The following is a 21,971-nucleotide window of genomic DNA, read 5'->3' as shown; positions in this document are numbered from 1 at the left end:
AGGGCTCAGGCCGGCACCCAGATGCTGACCCAGTCCAGGTAGACATGGCCCTGGGTTTCCGGAGCCGGACAAAGCGGCAGGCAGGATTCGGTCTGCAGGATGAAATGCATGGGCGTCGAGGGCACGTCCGTCGTGCTCGCGCCGATAGATCGGCCGTCAATGAAGAACTCAACCCGTCCGGGGGTCCACTCCGTCGTGGCCACGTGCCAGTCTGTGGAAACTTTATTGGAAAAGAACTGTTCAAAACGCTTTGGATCCAAGGACATGAAATGGGCAGCTGCGGTCAGGATTGCTCCGAGATCGCCCTCTGGGAAATCTATCTCCCCGTCCCGCGGCCAGATGCCACTGTCCGGCCACAGGAGCCACGCCGTCTTGAAGCCAGGCATCGCATCCCCCCTGTACCGGACTGAGTAGCGGCCGTACAGCATGCTGTTGGCCCTCGGGGGATTCTTGCTGGCATTTGGAAATTTGGGGGTGGGCGCGGCACCCATGAAGACACCGTTTTCCGAATGCATGAACCAGTCCAGAACGCCGTTTTTGACGCTGAGGACTTTCGAGGGATAGTAGCCCGATTTTCCGCCGCTGACCTGTCCGTCCGTATCCGGTGTTCCGTCTTTGTATCCGGCACTCCACCGGCCCTGGTAAAGCGGCCCGGGAAAGGAGCCCAAGGGGACGTCGCCGCTGGAGAAGTCCTCCACAAAGACGTTCCTCCATCCGGGCAGATCCCCCGACATGGCAGTGTCAGTGGTGCGGTCCGGAGGCGGTGCGGATGTCCGGGCAGGCCGGGTCGCCGGCGCGCTCTCAGTCGCAGGGGAGCCAGGGGCGGCAGGGGCGGTGCCGCCTGCCGGCGGCCCAGTCGGCGCCACCGACTGGAGCCCGGGCTGGACCCCTGTTCCGGCGTCGGTCGGCGGAGCCGCCGGCGACGCCGAAATGGACGTGAACAGCGGCCGGTCGCCCCGTGGAGCGGCATCCGTGCCGCACGCCGCCAAGGCCAGGACCGGGACCAGGACCAGGGCGGGAAACGCCATGAACCTGAAGGTCAGGAGCCGCCGGCGTCCTGCCGGCACGCGCCCCCATTCAACGGGTGTCCGCATCCGGCCAGTGTCGCATGCAGGCAACCGTCCATCAACAGTTTTGCCCCAAATTTGGTTGAAAGTTCCAGTTAATCCAAGGTTAATGCAAGGTGGCGAAACCAGACTTTAACCCTGGGGTATATCACTAAGTTGTCGACGACCGAACAGCGTCAGCATTGGGTCTATTTTCCGGTCGGAGGAGTCGGAAAGCGCTGTAGTTGCGACGAGCAGAATACGTCATTGAGTGGTGAGGCCAGTGTCCATCCCGAATCTCAAGCCGAACGTGCGCCCCCAAACGACGCCCCCGCCGGCAAATCCCTCGGTCAGCGTGGTGATCCCCACTTTGAACGAGGCAATGAACCTGCCGTGGGTGCTGCGGCGTATGCCCTCCTATGTGGATGAGGTGGTAATTGTTGACGGCCGTTCCCTGGACGGCACAGTGGAGGTGGCCCGGGCCTTGCGCCTGGACGTCGTGGTGGTGGCAGAGCCCCGCCCTGGCAAAGGAAACGCCGTGCGGGCCGGATTCGCCGCAGCCTCCGGCGACATCATCGTCATGCTCGACGGCGACGGCAGTATGGACCCCCAGGAGATCGGCTGGCTGGTGACTCCGCTCCAGCACGAATACGACTTCGTCAAAGGCTCCCGCTATGTGACGGGCGGCGGCTCAGATGATCTCACATGGCTGCGCAGCGGCGGAAACAAGATGCTCACCCGGCTCGCCAACGCCGTCCTCCACAGCGACTACTCGGACCTTTGCTACGGCTACATCGCCCTGCGCCGCGAATGCGTGGACATTCTGGAGCTGGAGTCGGACGGGTTCGAGATCGAAACTGAACTGATTGTGCGGGCCTCAAGGGCGGGCCTGCGCATTGCCGAGGTGCCCAGCCACGAACTGTCCCGCATCTCCGGGCAGTCAAACCTGCACACCTTCCGGGATGGCTGGCGGGTCCTCCGCACCCTGGCCCGCGAGCGCGTGAGCTGGGAGGCCCCGACCGCCGGGGCCCGTCCCGAAGCCCTGCGCCGGGTCAAGTACAAGTACCCCAACGAGCTCTTCCCACACGTTCCCACCGATCCCAGCAGCGTCCTGGGCGTACGGGCAGGCGAGTAGGATGTCCGAGAACTCCAGCCTTCCGGCAGTGTCCGTGGTCATTTGCTCCTACTCGGAGGACCGGTGGGACCGGCTGATCGGCGCCCTGGACTCGGTGCGCACCCAGACCTTCCCACCCAAACAGACGATCGTCGTCGTGGACTACAACGTGGACTTGTACAAGCGCCTGATCTTTACCGTCCCGGATGCCGTCATTGTCGAGAACGCCGGGCCCAAGGGTCTCTCCGGCGCCCGCAACACCGGAGCAGGCATCGCCAAGGCCGAGATCGTGGCCTTCCTCGATGACGATGCCGAAGCCGAGCCGGACTGGCTCGAACGGCTCGCGGCGATGTACGACGATCCCGACGTCCTGGCGGTCGGCGGCCGGGTGGAACCGCTCTGGGAAGCCGGACGGCCGGGCTACTTCGCCAACGAGCTCGACTGGATTGTCGGCTGCACGTACCGGGGAATGCCGAAGGTCGCAGCCGAGGTCCGCAACGTCATTGGCGCGAACATGTCCTTCCGCGCCAGCGTCCTGGAACGGGTCGGCGGTTTCAACACAGCTTTGGGCCGCCAGGACACCGTCCCGCTGGGCTGCGAAGAGACCGAACTGTGCATCCGCGCGGTGATCGGAGCTCCCGGATCCCGGGTGGTCTATGAGCCCGCTGCCCTGGTGCACCACCACGTTCCGGCCGAGCGCGGCACCCTGCGCTACATGCTGGCCCGTTCCTGGGGCGAAGGGATTTCCAAGGCGCAGGTCAGCAGGGTGGTCGGCCACAAACGGGCACTTGGTCCCGAACGGCGCTATGTCCGGCAGGTCCTGCCTCGTGCAGTGTTCGCCGGAGTCCGCGGCTGGCTCGGCGGCGGGGACCGCGCCGGGCTCGGCCGGGCAGCGGCCATCATCGCCGTGCTCGCGGCCACCGCGACCGGCTATGTGCGCGGCCGCCGCCTGCCTGCGGCGCCATCGCCGGCCAAAGCGGCGGTTGTGACTCCGGAAGAGCCGTGGCGGGAAGTCAAATGAACCGCGCTGCGCACTTCCCCGTAGACCGCCCGGTGCAGGCCCTGCACCCGGAACCACCTGACCGCAGGAACCCGACCCCAGAAAGCTTGGATCATGAGCCAACCTGAGCGCGACGTGAAACAGCCCATTGGCGCCTCTGCCGGAGCCTCCTTCGATGTCCACGGGATCGTGGGCATCGACGTGGAGGCGGGCACGCCTGGGGAACCGCAACTGCGGGACATGCTCGCCCCGTTCCTGGGGAACTCCACCGCGCCGCGGCGGATCACCATCGGCGCCAAGATATCGCCGGTTTCCAGCCAGTCGCACGCGGAGGACGCCTACCGGTTCACCGGCGAGTCACTCTACATTCCGGCGGACCGCGTCCAGATCATCGAAACAAAGGACGGGTACCGGATCGAAGGCGCCGGCGAGCTCCTGACCTCCGTGATTCCGCTGCTGGACCGGCTGTGTGTCCAGGAGGAGACGGCCATGATCCATGCCGCCGTGGTGGACTTCCGCGGCTCCGGGGTTCTGCTGCCGGCCTGGGGAGGGGTTGGAAAGACCAGTACGGTGGCGAAGCTGGTGGCCATGCCCGATGTGCGGTTCATGGCCGACGACTGGGCCTTCATGGGCGCCGGCGGAATGCTCATGGGCTATGCCAAACCGATGTTCATCAAACCCCACCACCGCGCCATCTACCCGGACATGTTCCGGGGAACCCGCAAGCCCCTGGCCCCCGGATGGCTGACGACGCCTGTCGCCCATCTGGCCACGACGGTCCATCCGGTCATTGTCCGCTATCCGAAAACAGCCGCCTTCACCCGGCGCTGGTCCCCCGAACACCGCATGGTGCAGCCGGAGCATGTTTTTGGGGCGCAGCGGATCTCGTCCGCGGCGCCGGCACAGCTGGCCATGTTCCTCGAGCGCTTCGACGGCGCGGACGCGCGGCTGGAAGCACGCAGCGCCGAGTGGATGACGTCCCGGATCGTCGGCAACTTCCATTCGGAACTGCCCATGGTCTCGCGGCGCCTCGTCGAGGCCCTCGGCGCCACCAGCCTCGTCCCCCTGGAGGAGCATTTTGGCCAGAAGGCGGCCGTGGTGCGCCGCGCCCTGGAGGACGTTCCCTGCTGGCTGCTCCGGCTGCCCGCCGCTTGGTCAGCAGACCAAGCCTCTGACTTCATCGCGAATCTGGTTCGTTCAAAACTGGATGAGTGAGGCGAGGCCACGTGAGCGATCTGAAGGTGTCGGTTGTTGTTCCGGCGCGCAATGCCGCAGCCTGGCTGGGCGAGTGCCTGGAGTCAATCCGCAGCCAACACCCGTACGAACTGATCGTGGTCGATGGCTGCTCGACGGATGACACTGTCGAAATCGCCCGCGACTGCGGGGCGACTGTCATCTCCGATGAAGGACGCGGCCTGCCTGCCGCACGGATGCTCGGCGCCCGGAGCGCCACCGGCGACGTTGTCGCCCTGATCGACGCCGACGTCGTCCTTCCGCCGAAGAGCCTGTCCCGGCTGCTGACCGAATTCGAGGCCGGCGGCTACGACGGCCTGCAGTTCGGGCTGGCCAGCGAAGCCGACGGCCCCGGCTACTGGGGGGCTGCGCTGGCCTGGCACCACAACCACAGCCGGGTGCGCAAGTGGTTTGGGGTCAGCGCCACGCTGATGCGCCGCGACGTGCTGCTCGACGTCGGGTTCGACGACGACTTCCGCTCCGGGGAAGATGTGGAACTGAGGATCCGGCTGGAGCAAGCCGGGCACCGGCTCGGCGTTTCCGACTCCGTGGTGGTCAGGCACCGGTTCGATGACACGTTCGACTACGCCCGTGACCAATGGCTCCAGGACGGGGCAGGCATGGCCCGGACCGTCCGCAAGCACACGGGCCGCGCCGGCTGGCTCGTGATGCTGCCACTGCTGGCCACCGTGCGGGGGGTCGGCATGTCCCTGGTCCGGGCACCCCGCTTCCTGCCGTACTGGATGGGCTTCCTGCTCTACAACTACCGCGCCATGGCTGGCGAGCTCCTGCGGCCGTCCCACAAACCGATCTCGGTCGGCGGGAACGCGGCCTGGCTGGCCGCCGCGAGGATTGCCCCCATGGTGACGGGCTTCCTGTTCTGGGCACTCGCGGCCCTCGTGCTCCCGCCGGAGCAAATAGGTCTTGGGTCCGCGGTGGTCGCAGCCGCGCTCCTGACCGTGCAACTGGGGATGCTCGGCGTCGGGCCTGCCACGCTGACGCTGCTGCCCGCGGAAACTGACGGCGGCCGGCGCCTCATCGCCACCGGCCTGCTGACCGTGGCAACGTGCTCCCTGCTGGGCGCGGGCCTGCTGGTTGCCGTCACCTCCTGGCTCGGCACAGGCGTGGGCGAGGCCTGGGCGGACCCCCTGGTCACGGTTCTTTTCCTGGCCACGGCACTGCTCGCCGCCACCGCATACCAGCTTGACCACGTGGGCGTAGCCCAGGAACGGGCCGACCGCACGCTGGTCAGAAGCCTCGCACAGTCCCTTGTCCAGCTCCTCTTCCTGGCCGCCGCGTTGGCCGTCGGGCTCCGTGACCTGGCGGTGATTGTGGCCGCCGTCGCCGCCGGCGCCCTCGCCAGCGTCCTCGTAGGGCTGCGCCAGCTGGCCCGGGCCCACGTGTCCCCCGACTGGAAGCACGGCTTCCGGCCTCGGCCGGCCCTCAATCTGCTGAAGCCTGGGCTTCCCAACCACGCCCTCACGCTCGCCGACCGCGCGCCCGGCTACCTGCTCCCGCTCATCGTTGCAGCTACCCTGGGCCCGACGTCGACTGCCGCTTGGTATGTGGTCTGGATGATGGCCTCGGCAGTGTTCTTCGTGCCGCAGTCCGCCGGATTTACCCTGCAAACGGCCCTCGCGGGTTCACGGGCGCGGCCGGGCCTCCTCGCCTCCGCGTTACGGGCCAGCTTTATGCTGACTCTCGTGGCCGGGCTGATACTGCTGCTGGCGGGCCCCCTGCTTCTGGGCTTCCTCGGGCCGGATTACGCGTCCGCGTGGGTCCTCATTCCTGTACTCGTCCCGGCACTCCTCCTGAGTTGCGTGACCCAGGTCTACTACGGGCTGTGCCGGGCCCAAGGGCGGCTTTTCGAATCCACGATAGTCGCCACTCTGGCCGCCATCCTGGTCGTGGCACCCGCCGCGGCCGTGGCGCAGCAATATGGCCTCACCGGGGTCTCAGTCCTTTGGGCCGTTGCCCAAGCGGCTGCTTGCCTGATGGCCACTTGGCGCCTGATCACCCTGACCCGGATGAAGCCCGCCTCCACCGCAGGCGAGATTCCTTCAGCGGCGCGCCACCAGCCGACCTGAATCGAGAAATGATGACACACGAAACGGCAACAAGCCTCCCGGTGCGCACCGCCCACCGGCACGAGGCGCACGCGCACGTCGGCGGTGCTAAGCCGCCCACCCACCGCAACCTCGGACTCACGCCGTCGTGGCATGTCGGTGCCCTGGCCGCGGCCGCCGCGGCCGCGCTCGCCCTCGGCGTGTGGAGCATGAACCAGGTCAATCCCTTTCAGATCGGCGGGGCCGGGCTGATTGATGCCCTCCCGCCGGCCTATTTCGTTGCGCTCGCGCTCAGCCTCGCCGGATTTGTCGCCTCGCTGAGCCTCCGCCGCCTGGTTCCGGCGCTTCTGACCTGGCAACTCCTGGTCACAGTGGTTCTCCTCGACGGTGCCGACCCCATCATTCATGGCCTGCCCCGGCTCGAGGCCAGCTACCGGCATCTGGGCATCGCGGACACCATTAGCCAATCGGGCCAGCTGGATCCGACCCTGGACGCCTACTTCAACTGGCCAGGATTCTTCAACGTGCTGGGAATGCTCTCCGGGGCGACGGGCGCCAAGGATCTTTTCGGGATCGCAACGTGGGCGCCGGTGGGCATCAACATCCTCCTGCTCGCACCACTGCTGGCCCTGGCCCGGCGGTTGACGGCAAATCCGCGCCAGGCGTGGGCGGCTGTCTGGATCTTCTACGTGGCCAGCTGGATTGGCCAGGACTACCTGTCACCGCAGGCCTATTCGTTCCTCCTCCTGCTCACCCTGGTTGCCTGCCTGCTCAGCGTCTTCGGGGGTTGGGCCTGGCCCACGGAGCGCACCCGGTTCTCCCGGTGGCTTGCCCGAAGTGTCAGCAAACTGGACAGCTCGGTCCCGCGGTATGGCGCCGCAGAACCGCACCGGGCGGACACGGCGATTCTCGTGGTGGTCTGCGCGCTGATCCTGCTTGCCATGACGGCCTCACATCAGCTCAGCCCCTTCGCCGCGATCCCCATCCTGGCCGCGCTCCTGCTGACCGGACGGCTCCGGCTGCGCTTCCTGCCGGTCCTGGCCGTGGTCCTGCCCGTCGGCTGGCTGCTCTTTGCGGCCTCCACATTCGTGGAGGGGCATTTCGGCCAGCTACTCGGCTCGCTCGGTGACATCGGTGCGAACAGCCTCGGCGCGCTGAGCAGCAGGGTCTCAGGCAGCGACGCCCACATGTTCGTGGTTTATACGCGTATGGCCGAGGTTGCCCTGGTCTGGGTGCTCGCCGTTGCCGGCGCCATAGCGGGCTACCGGCGGAAGGCACCGTGGCTGGCGGCCGCGGCCGCGGCGCTGGCGCCGCTGGTCCTGATTCCCCTCCAGCCATATGGCGGTGAACTGCTTCTGCGCCTGTATCTCTTCAGCCTTCCGTTCGCCGTCTGCCTGGCGGTGCTGCCACTGATGTCAGACAGTGCCGCCGGGCTGAGCCTGCGCCGGGCCCTTGCGCTGCTGCTGATGGGCGCGGTACTGGCTACAGCCACTGTCGTCTCCCGTTACGGAAATGACGGCATGGAAAGCTTCAACGACGACGAAATCGCCTTAGTGAACCACCTCTATGCGACTGCGCCCACCGGTTCCGTCCTCATTGAGGCTGTTCGCAACACCCCGTGGAGATACCAGCACTACGCGGATTACGACTACCGGGCGCTCGTTGCTGCCGAGCCCATTCCCAACGCCGCGCCGCTCAGCTGTGACGCGGCCAACCAGATCGCCCACAAAGCGGGCGCGTACCTCATCGTTACCGAAAGCCAGCAGGAGGCAGCCGAACTTCGCGGTTCGACTCCCACCGGCGACCTTCAACGTTTTACCGCCACATGCGCCACGAGTCCGGGCTGGACAAAGGTCTTTGAAAACGCAGGCGGCGTGATTTTTCACATCGAAGGAGTTAGCAATGGCAACTGAACGCAGCTACGTGAGCTATGCGACGGCAGCTGTCGCCGTAGCAGCCATACCGCTCTCGTTTGTCGGCCCCGAGGGCCTGCGCCTGGCGGTGATAGGCCTGCTGATGCTGGCCGGGCCTGGAACGGCGCTGGTGCTGTTCCTCCGCTTCGACCCCCCGCGCTCAGCCCAGGCCACTGGTGCGCTTCCCCTCAGCATCGCCATCGCAATCGCCTTCAGCCTCGCGATGTCCACCCTCGTGGCGACGGCGATGATTTACGCACGTCTCTGGTCACCGCCGGCGGCGGTATGCCTCCTGTCGGCCCTGACCCTAGTATTCCTGGGCCTTGAGCTCAAGCGGCCAAAGCGTGCCCTGGTGCGTGCGAAATGATCATCCTCCTGACGGGACTGGCCACCATGACGGCCCTCGTGAGCTGCGATGTGATTCGCGTGTTGCAGCCGGACAAGGCACTTCCGCGCGCCGTGGTGATCACCACGGCAGCCCTGCTGGCCATAGTCGGCGTCGCGGTGGTCATGCAATTGGTGCATCTGGCACAGCTGGTATGACCTAAACCATCCGCCCGGTGCCGCGGCACCGGGCGGACATCAACAAGTCGAACCAATCACGGAAAGTACTTCAATGAGAAAACTTAGAACACTCAGCATGGTTGGGACGCTCGGAATGCTCGTAGCCAGTTCCCTTGTCTTCGGTTCCGCCCAGGCTGCCACCGCCGCGACCTGCAGCCCGGCACCGACAAATTCCTATCCGGGCACCGTTGTGCTCGCCACCAGTTTTGAAGCGGGCGGCTTTTGCGGCCTCGTCCCCAAGGTGTCCGGCACCGGCACCGCAACGATTTCCAGCTCACGGGCGCATACCGGAACACACTCAACCAAGCTGCATGTGACCACGGATTCCGGCTCGCTCGCAAACCTCTCCTCCCCTTCGTTTTCCTCGGGGACCAAGACCTCGTACGCAGACGGCTGGTTCAATATCACTGTTGCCGGCGTTTCCGGCAATGACGTCCCGTACTTCCGTTTCTTCTCCGGTTCCACCCGTGTCGCGGACATCTACCGCTATAACAGCAACGGGCAGTTGTGGCTCCGGGTCACGTCACCGAGTGGCAGCTTTGTCTACACGAAGCTGATCTCCAGCAGCATCTCTCTGAGCGCCTGGCACCATGTGTCCATGCGGGTGACCGCCAACGGCAGTTCGTCGACAATCCAGGTATGGTTCGACGGCGTGCAGCGCTACAGCAGCTCGAGTGTCCAGATGCTCGGGAGCAGCCTGAGCAAAGTTCAGCTCGGGGCCGAGCACAACCGGCAAAAGGGCGACGAATATATCGATGACGTCGTCATCAAACGCTCCTAGCCCCACTCAGATGGTCCGCGGGCGGCCCAGCCTCATTCAGGCGCCTTGGCCGCCCGCACGAAATCCCCGATCTTGGCCAAGTCCTTGATGCCGCGCGCCGACTCGACGCCGGAGGACACATCGACACCCCACGCCCCGGCCTCCGCCGCTGCCCGGGCGACGTTGGCTGGATCGAGACCGCCGGCGAGCAGCCACTTGCGTCCGGTCAGGGCCTTGGCCCGGACCGAACCGTAGTCCCAGGCCTCACCTGAGCCTGGCACGGCGGCGTCGATCAGGAGCAAATCCTCGCCCCAGTCGGTGAAGGCCTCCGCGGCGGCGGCCATAGTGACGGCCCTGATGAGTTTCAACCCGGCGTCGTGCACTGTCCGGACGTCGGCGGGTGAGCGGTCCCCGTGGAGCTGGACCCAGTCCAGGCCCGCCTCACGGGCGACGGCGACGGCGTCGGCGGCCGGTTCGTGCCGGAAAACCCCCACCGCGGGCACTCCGTCCGGGACATGGGCGAGGAGGTTCCTGACCTGTTCCGGCGTGACCTCCCGGGGGCTGCGGGTCAGGACGAAGCCGACGGCGTCTGCGCCGGCGCCTGCCGCGACGCGGACCGCATCCGGGGTGCTCAGGCCGCACACTTTGACAAACATTGGGGCTCCTTCCGGGCGCTTCCTGCCTCCGACGTTAGCAAGGCCGGACCCCGGCCGCCGACTTTGCGTCGGCATGGGCGTGCGCAGCCCCGCCGTCGACCCGGCGGCGTCGGCCCAGCGGCGTCGGCGCGGGCGCCGTCCCCGAAACGGGCCGATAGGCTGAGGCCATGGAGATCATCCGCTATGCCGACCTCAAAGCCCACCCCTGGCGCAACGGCGGCGGGGTGACGCGCGAAGTGGCGCGCCATCCACGGACCCCGTCCCCGCAGACCGCCCCGCAGGATACAGGGCAGGACAGCGCCTGGGACTGGCGCGTCAGCATTGCCGAAGTCTCCAAGGCGGGTCCCTTCTCCGCCTACGCCGGGATGGACCGTGTACTGACAGTGATTGACGGCGACTTGCTGCTGCTGAGCGTGGACGGGGCCGAGCACCCGCTGGAGAAGTACCGGCCGTTCCGGTTCTCCGGCGACGCGGACTCGGCGGGGGCACTGCCCACCGGCGACATCCGGGATTTGAACGTCATCACCCGCAACGGCGCCTTCAAGGGCTACACCTCCATCATCGAGCTGTCCAAGAAGCGCGCCCATCCGGTGTTCGCAGGCCAATTCGGCATCCTCCTGCAGGGGCAGGGGACCGTCAGTCCCGGGACTGCCGGCGGCGCTCCCACCGGGACGGCCGCCGCGGTCGTCCCGGAGCCGGAGCGCGTCGACCTGAACCGTTATGACGCCGTCGTCGGCGCCGATACCGCGACGCCGGAAATCGTGGGCCGCGGATTCCTGGCTGTCATCTCCATCGACGCCGCGGAAGCCGGCACCGTTTAGCTCTCGTCCGCCTTCACCCGGGCGCCGCTGACACGCACCGAGTCCCCGGACAGCCGCTGCGCGAGCCAGATCGGGACGATCGAGACCACGATCAGCACGACCGCCACAACATTGACCACCGGCGCCTGGTTCGGACGGAAGAGGTTCTGCAGGATCCAGATCGGCAGTGTGGTCTCGCCGGCCCCGATCGTGAACGTGGTAACGATGATCTCGTCGAAGCTCAGCGCGAAGGCCAGCAGGCCGCCGGCCAGCAGCGCGGAGCGGAGCTGGGGGAAGGTCACCAGGCCGAACGTGGTGAAAACACCGGCGCCGAGGTCGGCAGAGGCTTCCTCGAGGCCGGCGCTGGTGCGGCGGAGCCGTGCAATGGCGTTATTGAACACTGTCACCATGCAGAACGTGGCGTGGGCGATCACCACCGTCCACAGGCTCAGCGGGACGCCCAGGATCGTGGTGAACATGTTGTTCAGCGCGATGCCCGTGACAACCCCGGGCAACGCGATGGGCAGGATTACCAGGAGGTTGATGACGTCACGGCCGAAGAACTCATAGCGCTGCAATGAGATCGCCAGCAGCGTCCCCAGCACCAGCGAAATGATGGTCGATACGACTGCCACCCACAGGGAGGACACGACGGCCTCCCTGACGCCGGGCGAGTCAAAGGCCTTGCCCCACCATTCCAGCGTGAAGCCCTTGGGCGGCCAGCCGAAAGTCCGGTCTGCGTTGAACGAGTTCACCACCACCAGCAGCAGCGGTGTGTAGATGAACAACAACACCAGCGCCGTGACAATGCCCAGGACCACCTTGGCGCTACGGGAAAGTCTCATGATGCTCCTCGCACTACAGGCTGTTCAGTGCGCCAGTGCGGCGCACGACGAAGAGGTAGAACATGATGATGGCGATCGGCACCAGCGATACCGCGGCGGCGAACGGCAGGTTGTTGGCCGCTCCGACGTTGGCGTAAATCACGGTGCCCAGCATCTGGGTGGTCCCGCCGACGATTTGCGCAGTGATGTAGTCACCCAGGGACAGGGAGAACGTGAAGATCGTGCCAGCGATGATGGAGGGGACAAGCAGCGGAAGCATGACCAGGCGCATGGTGGTGAGCGGCTTCGCGCCCAGGTCCCCGGAGGCCTCCAGCAGGGAGTCGGGGACCCGGTCGAAGCCCGCGTAGATCGGCAGGATCATGTACGGCAGCCAGATGTAGGACAGGGTCAGGATGACGGCGGTTTCGCCGTAGCCCGGCGAGGACAGGCCGATCGGGGCCCCCAGCCACTCCAGCAGCCCGCCCTCGGACAGGACATTCCGCCAGGCGTAGGCCTTGACCAGGTAGCTTGCCCACAGCGGCATCAGCACGGCCACCACGAGCAGTTTCTCCCAGCGGGCGGGGGCGACTTTGGCGATGAAGAACGCGATGGGCAGTGCCAGGATCATGTCAATCACGGTGACCGCCACGGCGATCCACAATGTCCGCAGGGTGATCCGCTGATACACCGGATCGGTCAGGACCGTGACGATGTTTTCCGTGGTCCACACCGTGGACACCTCCCCGGTGAAGGTGTCCACGGTCCAGAACGCGGTGATGAGCAGTGCCGCCAAAGCGGCGATATACACCAGCACCAGCCAGCCCGCCGGGGCGGTGAGCAGGGCCGCCAGCCTCAGCCGGGGCGAGCGGTGCAGCAACGCCGAGAAGGCGTTGGTTTTCGCCCGTGGCACGGCCCCGGCATCACCGGGCGCCCCGGACGGCAGCTGTTGCGTAGGAAGTGCCATCTCGCCTTAATCTCTGCCGGCCGCCGGGGCCGGCCCGCTCGTACGGGTTTGGTGCGGAGCCGGAATCAACCCTTGATTTCCGTCCAGGCCTTGGTCCATTCCGAGTAGTCGGTGCATTTGACGTCCTTGCGGCCATCGAGGCACTCGGCCACCGGTGTGGTCCAGAACCAGATCTTGTCGGCGTAGGCCGCATCACCTGAGTGGTACGTCTCGCAGTGTTTGGGATCCTTGGTCAGCTCGCAGGCTTTCGCGTTGGCCGGGGATTCGCCAAAGTACTCCGCCACCTGAGCGTTCGCCTTGGGGCTGGCGATGTAGTCGAGCCACTTGTAGGCGCAGTTCGGGTTCTTGGTCTTGGAACCGATCATCCAGGTGTCCGACCAGCCGGTGGCGCCCTCGTCAGGGACGAGGGTTGCGACCTTGGCGCCGTCTGCCGTCGCGATGTTGGCCCCCACCTGCCAGGTGGTGCCGACCACGGTGCTCCCGGACGTAAACGCCTGGACCTCCTTGACGACGTCGCTCCAGTACTCGCCGATGTGCGTGCGCTGCTGCTTGAGCAGGTCGACGGCCGCGGCCAGCTGGTCCTTGTCGAGGGCATAGGGGTTCTTGATGCCGAGGTCCGGCTTGTGGGCCATGAGGTACATGGCGGCATCGGCGATGTAGATGGGCGAGTCGTAGGCCGTGACCTTGCCGGTGTTCTTGGCAGCGTCGTCAAACACCGCGCTCCAGGAGGCCGGTGCCGGGGTGACCTTGTCCGTGGAGTACATCAGCAGGTTGGCACCCCAGCCGTGGGGCATTCCGTAATTGACGCCGTTGACCGTGTTCCAGGCTTTGTCCTTCAGGAACGGGTAGATGTCCGGGTAGTTCTTCAGCAGGCTCATGTTGACCGGTTGCACGTCCTGGCCGGCGATCAGGCGCAGCGACGCATCCCCGGAGGCCGAGACGACGTCGTACTGTCCCGTGCGCATGAGCGTCACGGCCTCGTCCGAGGTGCCGAACGGCTTGAAGCTGACCTTGCACTGGGTTTCCTGTTCGAACGGATGCACCCAGTCGACGGCCGGGTCGTTGCTGCCGTCCTCGACGTAGCCGGGCCATCCGAGGATGGACACCTGGCCTTCGCCGGTGCCGATCTCGGTTTTGACCGGCTGCGCCGACTGTGCGGAACCCGAACCGCCGCTGGTTCCGCAGGCCGACAGCGCGAGGGCTGCGGCCGCAACCACCCCGACTACGAGGGAGGCCTTAGTTCTTGGTGCCATGATCCGTACCTTTCGCTGTGGAGAAAAACCCTGGACTGGAACGCTGCGCCGCGGCACGGACGGGAACCCCGCCCGGCATCGCCCGGCGTCAGGTGCCGGGGGCCGGAAGCCAAACGACGGCGTCGTCGTCCCAGCTGACCCTGACGGGCCCGTTCACCAGATCGGTGTCGCTGCCGGGCAGCTTTTCCGGAACGAGCGCGACGACGGCGGGTCCGCCGTCGAGCTGCACCCGCACCTGGGTGGCGTGGCCGACGTAAACGAACGACGTCACTGTCCCGGGCCGGGAGGTGGTGCCGGAACGGCGCTCCGGTTCGCCGGTCCAGGCGACGCGCAGCCGCTCGGGACGGATGCACAGCGGCTCTGGCCGGCCATAGATCGCCTGGGCCTGGCCGGCGTCGAAAATGTTGGAGGTGCCGACGAAGTTGGCCACGAAGATGCCACCCGGGCGCTCGTAGATTTCGTGCGCGGTGCCGATCTGTTCGATGCCGCCGTTGTTGAACACGCCGATCCTGTCGCTCATGGTCAGGGCCTCCTCCTGGTCGTGGGTGACGAAGATGAAGGTGATACCCAGCGAGCGCTGCAGTTCCTTGAGTTCGACCTGCATCTGCTGCCGGAGCTTGAGGTCCAGGGCACCGAGCGGCTCGTCCAGGAGGAGGACCTTGGGCTCGACCACCAGCGCCCGGGCCAGGGCAACGCGCTGCCGCTGGCCGCCGGAAAGCTGGGCGGGTTTGCGGCCGAGGAACTTCCCGAGCTGGACGCGGTCCAAGGCTTCCCGGGCCCGCTCCCGCCGCAGGTTCCCGGGCATGCCGCGCACCCGCAGCCCGTAGGCGACGTTGTCCACGAGGGACATGTGCGGGAACAGCGCGTAGTCCTGAAATACGGTGTTGACGTCCCGCTGGAAGGGCGCCATGCCCGTGACGTCCTTGCCCTCGAGTTCGATACTCCCGGACGTCGGCAGCTCGAAGCCGGCGATCAGGCGCAGGACCGTCGTCTTGCCGGAGCCGGACGGGCCAAGCATGGAGAAGAATTCCCCGTGGCGGATGTCCAGGTCCACGCCATCTACCGCGACGGTGTCCCCGAAAACCTTGGTGAGCTTACGCAGACGGATCGCCGGAACCTCTTCGTTTCCGGTCGAGGTGCCGGCGGCCAGTGTTTCGGTCATGGGGTGCGCCTTACTCCGTTGCCGGATCGTCCACAGGAACCACGCAGCCGAATGTGATCCAGTCCACACTAGGCTGCTGGGCCAAATGCTATTACTCCATAGGTTTTGTGTATAGACCCTCCGGCAAAGCCCGGATTAGGATGTCATCAGCCCCGTCGACGCGCGGCGGCACCGCGGAAGCCGCAGGGATGCCGGCCGGGGCGGGGCGGAAACCGCCGGAGGGAAGGGAGGCCCGAATGGTGTTGTCGCCCACGGGCGCCTCCCGGAGCCTGGCGGCGGTGTTCACGCCGATCAAATCGCGCGGGCTTGTGGATGAGGTGTGCGGCCGGATCGAACAGGCCGTGGAAACCGGGCTGCTCACCAGCGGCCAGCGGCTGCCGAACGAAACCGAGCTGGCCGCGGCCCTCGGCGTGTCCGCGGTAACGGCACGGGAGGCCCTCTCCCAGCTGCGTGCCTCGGGAATCATCCGGACGGCGCGCGGCCGCAGCGGCGGAAGCTTCATCGCCGACGACGTGCTGCCCTCCCGGGAACGGGCCCTGGCGCAACTGCATGAGCTGAGCCGGCTGCAGATCAGGGACCTCGGGCTGCATTACCAGGCGATCGCCGCGGCCTGCGCGGGCGTGGCGGCCCGCCGCTCCGACGCCGCCGACATCGCCACGCTGCGCTCGTTCATCCCCGCAGCGGACGATGACTCCCTGAGCTGGCGTCTGGCCCTCTCGGAGTTCCTGCTGGAAGTCGCGGCCATTGCCCGCTCTGCCCGGCTTGCCCGGGAGCTCATCCGGCTGCAGGCAGATCACGGCACCCTGACACTGCTGCCCTGCGCCGACCCCGGCTACCGCGGACGCACCGCCGTGATCCTCGGGGACGTGGCAGCCGCCATCGAGACCCACGATCCCGGGGCCGCCGAAACTGGGGTCAAGGCCCTCATCTCCGCCACCACCGACTGGCTGCTGACCGAGCAGGCCAAAAGCTATTGACCTCGCCCGCATCCCGGAGCCACGATCGTGGCCACCTTTGACCGCAAATGTCCGGCACCTTCGAGCTAAGGCAGCAACGATGTCCGAAACCACCTCCACCGCAGGCCCCACCGCAGCGTCCATGGCAGCGCCGGTCCAGCCCGGCACTGTTCAGAAGGCGGCCCAGCTGGCCGCAGCCGAACTCGACGCCACCATCGCCGGCATCGAGCACCGCCTGATGGAGTGGGCCGCTGACACCGGGGCCGCCCTGGCCGCCATGTCCGGAAAAGTCACGGGCACGGCCGTGGACAAGCTCATCCGTCCGGCGGTCGAGGAACTGGTGCAGCTGCCCGGGGGCTACGCGGCCGGCGCGGGGTTCATCGCCAACGCCGGGCTGCTCGGGCCCGAGCGCAGCTATATCGCGTGGTGGCAGGGCCCGGATCTGGAGCACGTCGACGCGCTGGCCAACTTCAGTCCCAACTCCATCAGCCGCTATGTCAAGGCCGAGTGGTTCCGGATCCCCGTGGAAACAGGACGGGCCCACGTCACCGGTCCCTACGTGGATTTCCTCTGCACCGACGAGTACGTCCTGACCTTCACGCACCCGGTGTTTACCCGCCCGGACGGCCCGGTCGCGGGAATCGTGGGCATCGACGTGACCGTTCAGCGCCTGGAACGCGGAGCCATGGCGGCGCTGCGGCGGGTCGGCGGCCGCGCCACCCTGGCCAATGCCGACGGCCGGGCCATCGTGTCGGCGGCGCCCGATATCGACGCCGGCGACCTTACCGCGCCGAACGAGCCATGCGCGCAATACCCCGTGGGGCGCACGTTCATTCTCTGCAGCGACGCCCTCGGGCTCTGATGCCAATTTGCTAGACTTGGGGGCCAAGGCCCCTCTTCCGGGCCTCCGGACGACGGTTCAGTACCCGGCACGCGACAAGACTGGCCACAGGAGCTGTCATGTCGTGGCTAATACTCATTCTTTCCGGGGCGCTGGAGGCCGTTTGGGCCGCCGCCCTGCACCGGACCGCCCAAGCCAGGGGCCGCCGCCGGCTGGTCCCGGCCCTCGTTTTCCTCGTTTCCGTCCTCGCCAGCACCGGCGGGCTCGCCGTCGCCATGCAGTCCATCCCTACCGGAACGGCCTACGCCGTGTGGGTGGGGGTCGGCGTCGTCCTGACGTCCGGCTACGCGATAGCCGCCAAAGTTGAGCGCCCGACCGCGGCACGGATCCTGCTTCTTGGCGGGATTGCCGCGAGCGTCGCCGGCCTGAAGCTGGTGGCGTGACCATGGTGAAATCAGCTGCAATGTCATGGATGATCCTGCTCGCTTCCGCCGTGCTGGAGGCGGTCTGGGCCACGGCACTGGGCCTGTCCGAGGGGTTCTCCCGCCCGTTGCCGACCCTCGTGTTCGCCGTGACGGCGACCCTCAGCATGGTTGGGCTCGGCTTGGCCGTGAAGCGTATTCCGCTCGGCACCGCCTACGCCATCTGGGTGGGGATCGGCGCCGCACTGACGGTCGGCTGGGCGATGGCCACCGGCGTCGAACCGGCCAGTCCGCTCAAGCTGCTGTTCATCGCCGGAATCGTCGGCTGCGCGGCGGGCCTCAAGCTCCTGCCGGCAGAGCAACCTGCAAAAGACCCTGTCCTCCCCTCCCCCGCGGAAACTCCCCACGTTTAGGGCAGTACGACGGCGTCGCCCTACCTTTCACTGCTGCGCCGTCGTACCGGCCGTGCAGCAGTCAAGGGTGGGGAGAATCGTCGGCCCGGCCGATAACAGGGCGCCTAACAGGGCGCCGGAATAGCCGCGCACATCCCGGGGTTCTTGGCAGGGACGGAAGTCCTACGGAACTATTCAGTGCGCGAATGGAGACCAAGATGACGGCAGCAACAGTCCGGCTCGGCGACGGCCTTATGGTCAGCCCCCTGGGGTTCGGCGGCATGGCCCTGACCCCTGTCTACGGCGAGGTGGACCCGGCCGAGGCCCTGCGGACCCTGCATCATGCGGTGGACGCCGGCGTCAGCTTCATTGACACGGCGGACATTTACGGCGGCGGCAGCAACGAGGAGCTGATCGCTCGGCTGCTCAAGGAACGCCGCGGCGAAGTCCAGCTGGCCACCAAGTTCGGCCTCGTGGGCACACCGTCGGCCGGCTACACGGACATCCGCGGCGACGCCACCTATGTGCGGCAGGCCGTGGACCGCAGCCTGCAACGGCTGGGCACCGACACCATTGACCTGTACTACCTGCACCGCCGTGACCTCCGCGTTCCGATAGTGGAAACCGTGGAGGCCATGGCGGGGCTGGTGCAGGCCGGCAAGGTGCGGCACCTGGGCCTGTCAGAAGTGACGGCCGAGGAGCTGCGCGAGGCCAGCCGCATCCACCCGATCGCCGCGGTCCAGAGCGAATGGTCCATCTGGAGCCGCGACGTGGAACGCAACGTGGTGCCCGCCGCCGCCGAACTCGGGGTGGGATTTGTGCCGTATTCGCCGCTGGGCCGGGGATTCCTCACCGGCACCGTGGACGCCTCGACGCTGGGCAGCAACGACTTCCGCCGCAACATCCCGCGTTTCGCCGCGGACGCTGCCAGCGCCAACCAGGTTGTGGTGGCGGCCGTGCAGGCGGTCGCTGCGGAACTGAGCGTTGCCGGGCAGGCTGCAACTCCTGCCCAGGTGGCGCTGGCCTGGCTGCTTGCGCAGGGCCGCCAGCTGGGACTGCCCGTGGTCCCCGTTCCCGGCACGCGCAAGGCGGACCGGATCGACGAAAACCTGGGCGCCCTGGCCCTCGACTTCACCGCAGCGCAACTGAGGACGCTCGAGTCCGCCGCGGACGCCGTCGTCGGCTCCCGCTCCGCGGACCCCAACTGGGTGTCCCAGGGCCGTGAATAGCGGCTCCGTAGACTGATGCCATGGACTCGCTCATTCACTCGTCACGTGACATCACCATCCGCCGGATTTCGGTCGGCGAGATGGACAACAATGTTTACCTGCTCACGGCCAGGGCGTCCGGCGCGCAGGTCCTGATCGATGCGGCCGATGATCTGGCCGCCATCCAGGGGCTGCTTGCGGACGCCGCCGCGGATACTTCCGCGACGCCGAAGCTGGCGCTGGTTGCCACCACCCACCAGCACTGGGACCATGTCCGGGCGCTGCCGGGCCTGGTGGAAGCCACCGGTGTGAAAACGGCGGCCGGGACAGAGGATGCCCCGGAACTGCCGGTGCCGGTGGATGTACTGCTGGATCACGGGGACGTCGGCAACTTCGACGGCTTCGACGTGACGGCTGTACATCTGCGAGGCCACACACCGGGTTCGATCGCCCTTGTGTACCAGGACCCCGAGGGCCCGGCCCACATCTTTTCCGGCGATTCGCTGTTCCCCGGCGGGGTGGGCAACACGCAGAAGGATCCGGCGCGCTTTGCCCAGCTGATCACCGATGTGAGCGAGCGGCTGTTCGATGTGTATCCGGATGACACCGTGGTGCATCCGGGACACGGCCAGCCCACCACCCTCGGGGCGGAACGGCCGCACCTGGAAGAGTGGCGCGCCCGCGGCTGGTAGGCCGGAAGACCTCATCGAGTGCTCCATAAACGCCGTTATGAACCTTCTAAACGGCAGTTCTGGAGCACTCGATGGTGGTTAGCTGGCCGAGCTTGCGAGGCTAGGGTGCCGGTGGGGAGCACTCGATGGTGGTTAGCTGGGGGCCACGACCGCCGGGTCCCCTGACCGAGCTTGCGAGGTTAGGGAGCGGTTGGGGACTAGCGGCTGCGGCGTTCGTTCGAGGCCGGAGCCGATGCGCGGCGGGGGCCGGAGCCGCGGGCCGGACGTCCTTCACCGGAACGGCCATTGCCGCCGCCGGCGTAGGATCCGCCCGAGGTGCCACCGGTGTTGGAGGACCAGACAGCCGCGCTGCCTCCGGATTTGCTGCCGGCGGACTTGGCGCCGGCAGCTGCACGCTGGCCGGTTGCAGGGCGTCCGCTGCGCTGGCCGCCGGTCGAAGCGCCGGTGCGGGGAGCGCCACCTGTGCGGGGTGCTCCGCTGCGGGGAGCCGAAGCGCCCCGGGCGTCGCTGCGCCCGTCTGCGGCACGTCCGTCCGAACCGCGGCCGGCTGCGGCACGGCCGCCGGCGGCCGGAACATCGTTGTGGTGCGCATAGGCGGTGGTGCGGCCGCGGCCACGCGCATTCCGGCGTTCGGCGCGCTCGGCGTCGGCGCGGTCCTGGTTCTGCTCGGCGACACGGTCGGCGGCGTTGCGGGCAGCCGCCTTGCCTTCGTAGGCGACGGCGCGGCGCTCGGCGCGCGGCAGGTCGGTCCGCGGCGCCTCGGCGGACACCCGTCCACGTCCGCCACGGCCACCACGGCCACCCGCGGTGGGTGCAGCCTGGGTGGTGCGGCGGGCGCGCTTGCGCTCGGCGTTGGCACCGGTGGAGGTGCCGCCACCATGCTGGGCAGCTTTGGCTGCCAGCAGGGCGGCACGGGTGCGCGGATCGATCTTGTCGGCCATTTCGCCGACCAGTTCAGCAACCAGCGGGGAGTTGGCGGTGACGCGCTCGAAGTTGACCTCGACGCCGGCAGCCTTCATCAGCTTCTTGACGTCGGACTGCTGCTCGGGCAGGGTCAGCGTGACCACAGTGCCGTCGGAACCGGCGCGGGCCGTACGGCCCGAGCGGTGCAGGTACGCCTTGTGCTCCGTGGGCGGATCCACGTGGATGACCAGTTCGACGTCGTCGACGTGGACGCCGCGGGCCGCGACGTCGGTGGCCACCAGGACGCGGACATCGCCGGAGGAGAACTCGGCCAGGTTGCGGTCACGGGCGTTCTGCGAGAGGTTGCCGTGCAGATCGACGGCGGGGATGCCGGCGTCGGTCAGGGTCTTGGCCAGCTTGCGGGCGTGGTGCTTGGTGCGCATGAAGAGCACGCGGCGGCCGGCGCCGGAGGCGAGCTCGACGATCAGCTGCTTCTTGACGGTCTGGTCGTTGACCACCAGCACGTGGTGTTCCATGGTGGTCACCGCGGCCTGCGGGTCGTCCACGGAGTGGGTCAGCGGGTTGGACAGGTAGCGCTGGACGATCTTGTCCACGCCGTTGTCCAGGGTGGCGGAGAACAGCAGGCGCTGGCCCTGGGTGGGGGTCATGTCCATGAGCTTCTTGACCACCGGGAGGAAGCCAAGGTCGGCCATGTGGTCGGCCTCGTCCAGGACGGTGATCTCGACTGCTTCGAGGGTCAGGATGCGCTGGCGGATCAGGTCCTCCAGGCGGCCCGGGCAGGCGATGACGATGTCGACGCCGGCGCGCAGGGCCTTTTCCTGGCGGGCCTGGGAGATGCCGCCGTAGATCACGGTGGTGGTCAGGCCCATGGCCTTGGCCATCGGCTCGATGGTCGCGTTGATCTGCGTGGCCAGCTCGCGGGTGGGCGCCAGGACCAGGCCCATCGGGCGGCCGGGCTTGCGGAAGTGCTTGGCTTCGCGCTCGGCGAGTCGTGCCACCAGCGGGATGGCGAATGCGATGGTCTTGCCGGAGCCGGTGCGGCCGCGGCCCAGGACGTCGCGTCCGGAGAGGGTGTCGGGAAGGGTCTTGACCTGGATCGGGAAGGGCTCCACGATCCCCTGTGCGGTCAGGGTGTCGGCAAGTGCTTTGGGCGTGCCGAGGGCAGCAAATGTAGTCATGTG

22 protein-coding genes and 1 riboswitch are annotated in these 21,971 nt (G+C 67.3%); of the genes, 15 read left to right on the top strand and 7 right to left on the bottom strand.

Annotated elements, in window-relative coordinates; translation table 11 throughout:
• Positions 1–5: 5 nt before the first annotated feature.
• Complete coding sequence (locus tag B5X90_RS05800) at positions 6–698, bottom strand: glycoside hydrolase family 16 protein (protein ID WP_256860073.1); 693 nt, start codon at positions 696–698, stop codon at positions 6–8.
• Positions 699–1,329: 631 nt separating this feature from the next.
• Between B5X90_RS05800 and B5X90_RS05795 the strand changes: the two genes are divergently transcribed.
• The 8 genes from B5X90_RS05795 to B5X90_RS05760 all read left to right on the top strand — a co-directional run bounded on the left by B5X90_RS05795 (position 1,330) and on the right by B5X90_RS05760 (position 9,717).
• Positions 1,330–2,181, top strand: a complete 852-nt coding sequence (locus B5X90_RS05795) for a glycosyltransferase family 2 protein (protein WP_256860072.1) — start codon at positions 1,330–1,332, stop codon at positions 2,179–2,181.
• Between the two features lies 1 nt (position 2,182).
• Entirely contained in the window at positions 2,183–3,181 is a 999-nt protein-coding gene (locus B5X90_RS05790; RefSeq protein WP_179129065.1) for a glycosyltransferase family 2 protein, read from the top strand.
• Positions 3,182–3,274: 93 nt separating this feature from the next.
• Positions 3,275–4,375 (top strand): hypothetical protein, encoded by a 1,101-nt coding sequence (locus B5X90_RS05785; RefSeq protein WP_079550840.1) that lies wholly within the window; start codon positions 3,275–3,277, stop codon positions 4,373–4,375.
• Between the two features lie 11 nt (positions 4,376–4,386).
• Positions 4,387–6,480 carry a glycosyltransferase gene (locus B5X90_RS05780; protein ID WP_079550838.1) on the top strand — a complete coding sequence of 698 codons (2,094 nt, stop codon included), beginning with the start codon at positions 4,387–4,389 and terminating at the stop codon, positions 6,478–6,480.
• An 8-nt stretch (positions 6,481–6,488) separates the two neighbouring features.
• The gene (locus B5X90_RS05775; protein ID WP_079550836.1) at positions 6,489–8,372 is read left to right on the top strand and encodes a hypothetical protein; all 1,884 of its coding nucleotides are present in this window, start codon (positions 6,489–6,491) and stop codon (positions 8,370–8,372) included.
• Positions 8,362–8,739: a hypothetical protein gene (locus B5X90_RS05770; RefSeq protein ID WP_079550834.1), complete on the top strand. Its 378-nt coding sequence runs from the start codon at positions 8,362–8,364 to the stop codon at positions 8,737–8,739. The genes B5X90_RS05775 and B5X90_RS05770 overlap by 11 nt, the downstream gene beginning before the upstream one ends.
• Positions 8,736–8,915 (top strand): hypothetical protein, encoded by a 180-nt coding sequence (locus B5X90_RS05765; RefSeq protein WP_079550832.1) that lies wholly within the window; start codon positions 8,736–8,738, stop codon positions 8,913–8,915. The genes B5X90_RS05770 and B5X90_RS05765 overlap by 4 nt, the downstream gene beginning before the upstream one ends.
• A gap of 97 nt (positions 8,916–9,012) precedes the next feature.
• The gene (locus tag B5X90_RS05760; protein ID WP_256860071.1) at positions 9,013–9,717 is read left to right on the top strand and encodes a hypothetical protein; all 705 of its coding nucleotides are present in this window, start codon (positions 9,013–9,015) and stop codon (positions 9,715–9,717) included.
• A gap of 32 nt (positions 9,718–9,749) precedes the next feature.
• On the opposite strand, the gene B5X90_RS05755 is transcribed toward B5X90_RS05760, so the two are convergent.
• Positions 9,750–10,352 (bottom strand): phosphoribosylanthranilate isomerase, encoded by a 603-nt coding sequence (locus B5X90_RS05755; protein WP_079550829.1) that lies wholly within the window; start codon positions 10,350–10,352, stop codon positions 9,750–9,752.
• Positions 10,353–10,519: 167 nt separating this feature from the next.
• Between B5X90_RS05755 and B5X90_RS05750 the strand changes: the two genes are divergently transcribed.
• Positions 10,520–11,173, top strand: a complete 654-nt coding sequence (locus B5X90_RS05750; RefSeq protein ID WP_079550827.1) for a HutD/Ves family protein — start codon at positions 10,520–10,522, stop codon at positions 11,171–11,173.
• On the opposite strand, the gene B5X90_RS05745 is transcribed toward B5X90_RS05750, so the two are convergent.
• The 4 genes from B5X90_RS05745 to B5X90_RS05730 all read right to left on the bottom strand — a co-directional run bounded on the left by B5X90_RS05745 (position 11,170) and on the right by B5X90_RS05730 (position 15,355).
• Positions 11,170–11,997, bottom strand: coding sequence for an ABC transporter permease (locus tag B5X90_RS05745; RefSeq protein ID WP_079550825.1), 828 nt, complete (start codon positions 11,995–11,997; stop codon positions 11,170–11,172). The two genes, B5X90_RS05750 and B5X90_RS05745, sit on opposite strands and share 4 nt — an antisense overlap.
• Before the next feature lie 13 nt (positions 11,998–12,010).
• On the bottom strand, positions 12,011–12,940 hold the full coding sequence (locus B5X90_RS05740; protein ID WP_179129064.1) for an ABC transporter permease: 930 nt from the start codon (positions 12,938–12,940) through the stop codon (positions 12,011–12,013).
• A 65-nt stretch (positions 12,941–13,005) separates the two neighbouring features.
• Positions 13,006–14,193 (bottom strand): ABC transporter substrate-binding protein, encoded by a 1,188-nt coding sequence (locus B5X90_RS05735; RefSeq protein ID WP_079550823.1) that lies wholly within the window; start codon positions 14,191–14,193, stop codon positions 13,006–13,008.
• Positions 14,194–14,281: 88 nt separating this feature from the next.
• Positions 14,282–15,355, bottom strand: a complete 1,074-nt coding sequence (locus tag B5X90_RS05730) for an ABC transporter ATP-binding protein (RefSeq protein WP_079550821.1) — start codon at positions 15,353–15,355, stop codon at positions 14,282–14,284.
• 236 nt (positions 15,356–15,591) lie between these two features.
• Here B5X90_RS05730 and B5X90_RS05725 point away from each other — a divergent pair, with 236 nt between their 5' ends.
• The 6 genes from B5X90_RS05725 to B5X90_RS05700 all read left to right on the top strand — a co-directional run bounded on the left by B5X90_RS05725 (position 15,592) and on the right by B5X90_RS05700 (position 19,866).
• Positions 15,592–16,332, top strand: coding sequence for a FadR/GntR family transcriptional regulator (locus B5X90_RS05725; RefSeq protein WP_179129063.1), 741 nt, complete (start codon positions 15,592–15,594; stop codon positions 16,330–16,332).
• A gap of 79 nt (positions 16,333–16,411) precedes the next feature.
• Positions 16,412–17,173 carry a cache domain-containing protein gene (locus tag B5X90_RS05720; protein ID WP_079550817.1) on the top strand — a complete coding sequence of 254 codons (762 nt, stop codon included), beginning with the start codon at positions 16,412–16,414 and terminating at the stop codon, positions 17,171–17,173.
• A 23-nt stretch (positions 17,174–17,196) separates the two neighbouring features.
• Positions 17,197–17,262: riboswitch (guanidine-III (ykkC-III) riboswitch) on the top strand.
• A gap of 9 nt (positions 17,263–17,271) precedes the next feature.
• Complete coding sequence (locus tag B5X90_RS05715) at positions 17,272–17,595, top strand: DMT family transporter (protein ID WP_028275448.1); 324 nt, start codon at positions 17,272–17,274, stop codon at positions 17,593–17,595.
• Between the two features lie 2 nt (positions 17,596–17,597).
• A complete protein-coding gene (locus B5X90_RS05710; RefSeq protein WP_079551173.1) occupies positions 17,598–17,987 on the top strand; it encodes a DMT family transporter in 390 nt (129 codons plus the stop codon).
• Between the two features lie 197 nt (positions 17,988–18,184).
• Positions 18,185–19,195 carry an aldo/keto reductase gene (locus B5X90_RS05705; protein ID WP_256860070.1) on the top strand — a complete coding sequence of 337 codons (1,011 nt, stop codon included), beginning with the start codon at positions 18,185–18,187 and terminating at the stop codon, positions 19,193–19,195.
• A 20-nt stretch (positions 19,196–19,215) separates the two neighbouring features.
• A complete protein-coding gene (locus tag B5X90_RS05700) occupies positions 19,216–19,866 on the top strand; it encodes an MBL fold metallo-hydrolase (RefSeq protein ID WP_079550813.1) in 651 nt (216 codons plus the stop codon).
• Between the two features lie 197 nt (positions 19,867–20,063).
• Here the strand turns inward: B5X90_RS05700 and B5X90_RS05695 are convergent, their stop codons facing one another.
• The gene (locus tag B5X90_RS05695) at positions 20,064–21,968 is read right to left on the bottom strand and encodes a DEAD/DEAH box helicase (protein ID WP_079550811.1); all 1,905 of its coding nucleotides are present in this window, start codon (positions 21,966–21,968) and stop codon (positions 20,064–20,066) included.
• Between the last annotated feature and the right edge of the window lie 3 nt (positions 21,969–21,971).

Source organism: Arthrobacter sp. 49Tsu3.1M3, from assembly GCF_900168135.1.
Taxonomy (GTDB): Bacteria; Actinomycetota; Actinomycetes; order Actinomycetales; family Micrococcaceae; genus Arthrobacter.
Note: the sequence above shows the minus strand (reverse complement) of the source record. Positions and strands in the feature narration are given on the sequence as shown.

Coding starts and splice junctions, on each gene's coding strand:
- B5X90_RS05790 (WP_179129065.1), top strand. CDS start 2,183: ATGTCCGAGAACTCCAGCCTTCCGGCAGTGTCCGTGGTCATTTGCTCC.
- B5X90_RS05785 (WP_079550840.1), top strand. CDS start 3,275: ATGAGCCAACCTGAGCGCGACGTGAAACAGCCCATTGGCGCCTCTGCC.
- B5X90_RS05775 (WP_079550836.1), top strand. CDS start 6,489: ATGATGACACACGAAACGGCAACAAGCCTCCCGGTGCGCACCGCCCAC.
- B5X90_RS05770 (WP_079550834.1), top strand. CDS start 8,362: ATGGCAACTGAACGCAGCTACGTGAGCTATGCGACGGCAGCTGTCGCC.
- B5X90_RS05765 (WP_079550832.1), top strand. CDS start 8,736: ATGATCATCCTCCTGACGGGACTGGCCACCATGACGGCCCTCGTGAGC.
- B5X90_RS05760 (WP_256860071.1), top strand. CDS start 9,013: ATGGTTGGGACGCTCGGAATGCTCGTAGCCAGTTCCCTTGTCTTCGGT.
- B5X90_RS05755 (WP_079550829.1), bottom strand. CDS start 10,352: ATGTTTGTCAAAGTGTGCGGCCTGAGCACCCCGGATGCGGTCCGCGTC.
- B5X90_RS05750 (WP_079550827.1), top strand. CDS start 10,520: ATGGAGATCATCCGCTATGCCGACCTCAAAGCCCACCCCTGGCGCAAC.
- B5X90_RS05745 (WP_079550825.1), bottom strand. CDS start 11,997: ATGAGACTTTCCCGTAGCGCCAAGGTGGTCCTGGGCATTGTCACGGCG.
- B5X90_RS05740 (WP_179129064.1), bottom strand. CDS start 12,940: ATGGCACTTCCTACGCAACAGCTGCCGTCCGGGGCGCCCGGTGATGCC.
- B5X90_RS05735 (WP_079550823.1), bottom strand. CDS start 14,193: ATGGCACCAAGAACTAAGGCCTCCCTCGTAGTCGGGGTGGTTGCGGCC.
- B5X90_RS05730 (WP_079550821.1), bottom strand. CDS start 15,355: ATGACCGAAACACTGGCCGCCGGCACCTCGACCGGAAACGAAGAGGTT.
- B5X90_RS05725 (WP_179129063.1), top strand. CDS start 15,592: ATGGTGTTGTCGCCCACGGGCGCCTCCCGGAGCCTGGCGGCGGTGTTC.
- B5X90_RS05720 (WP_079550817.1), top strand. CDS start 16,412: ATGTCCGAAACCACCTCCACCGCAGGCCCCACCGCAGCGTCCATGGCA.
- B5X90_RS05715 (WP_028275448.1), top strand. CDS start 17,272: ATGTCGTGGCTAATACTCATTCTTTCCGGGGCGCTGGAGGCCGTTTGG.
- B5X90_RS05710 (WP_079551173.1), top strand. CDS start 17,598: ATGGTGAAATCAGCTGCAATGTCATGGATGATCCTGCTCGCTTCCGCC.
- B5X90_RS05705 (WP_256860070.1), top strand. CDS start 18,185: ATGACGGCAGCAACAGTCCGGCTCGGCGACGGCCTTATGGTCAGCCCC.
- B5X90_RS05700 (WP_079550813.1), top strand. CDS start 19,216: ATGGACTCGCTCATTCACTCGTCACGTGACATCACCATCCGCCGGATT.
- B5X90_RS05695 (WP_079550811.1), bottom strand. CDS start 21,968: ATGACTACATTTGCTGCCCTCGGCACGCCCAAAGCACTTGCCGACACC.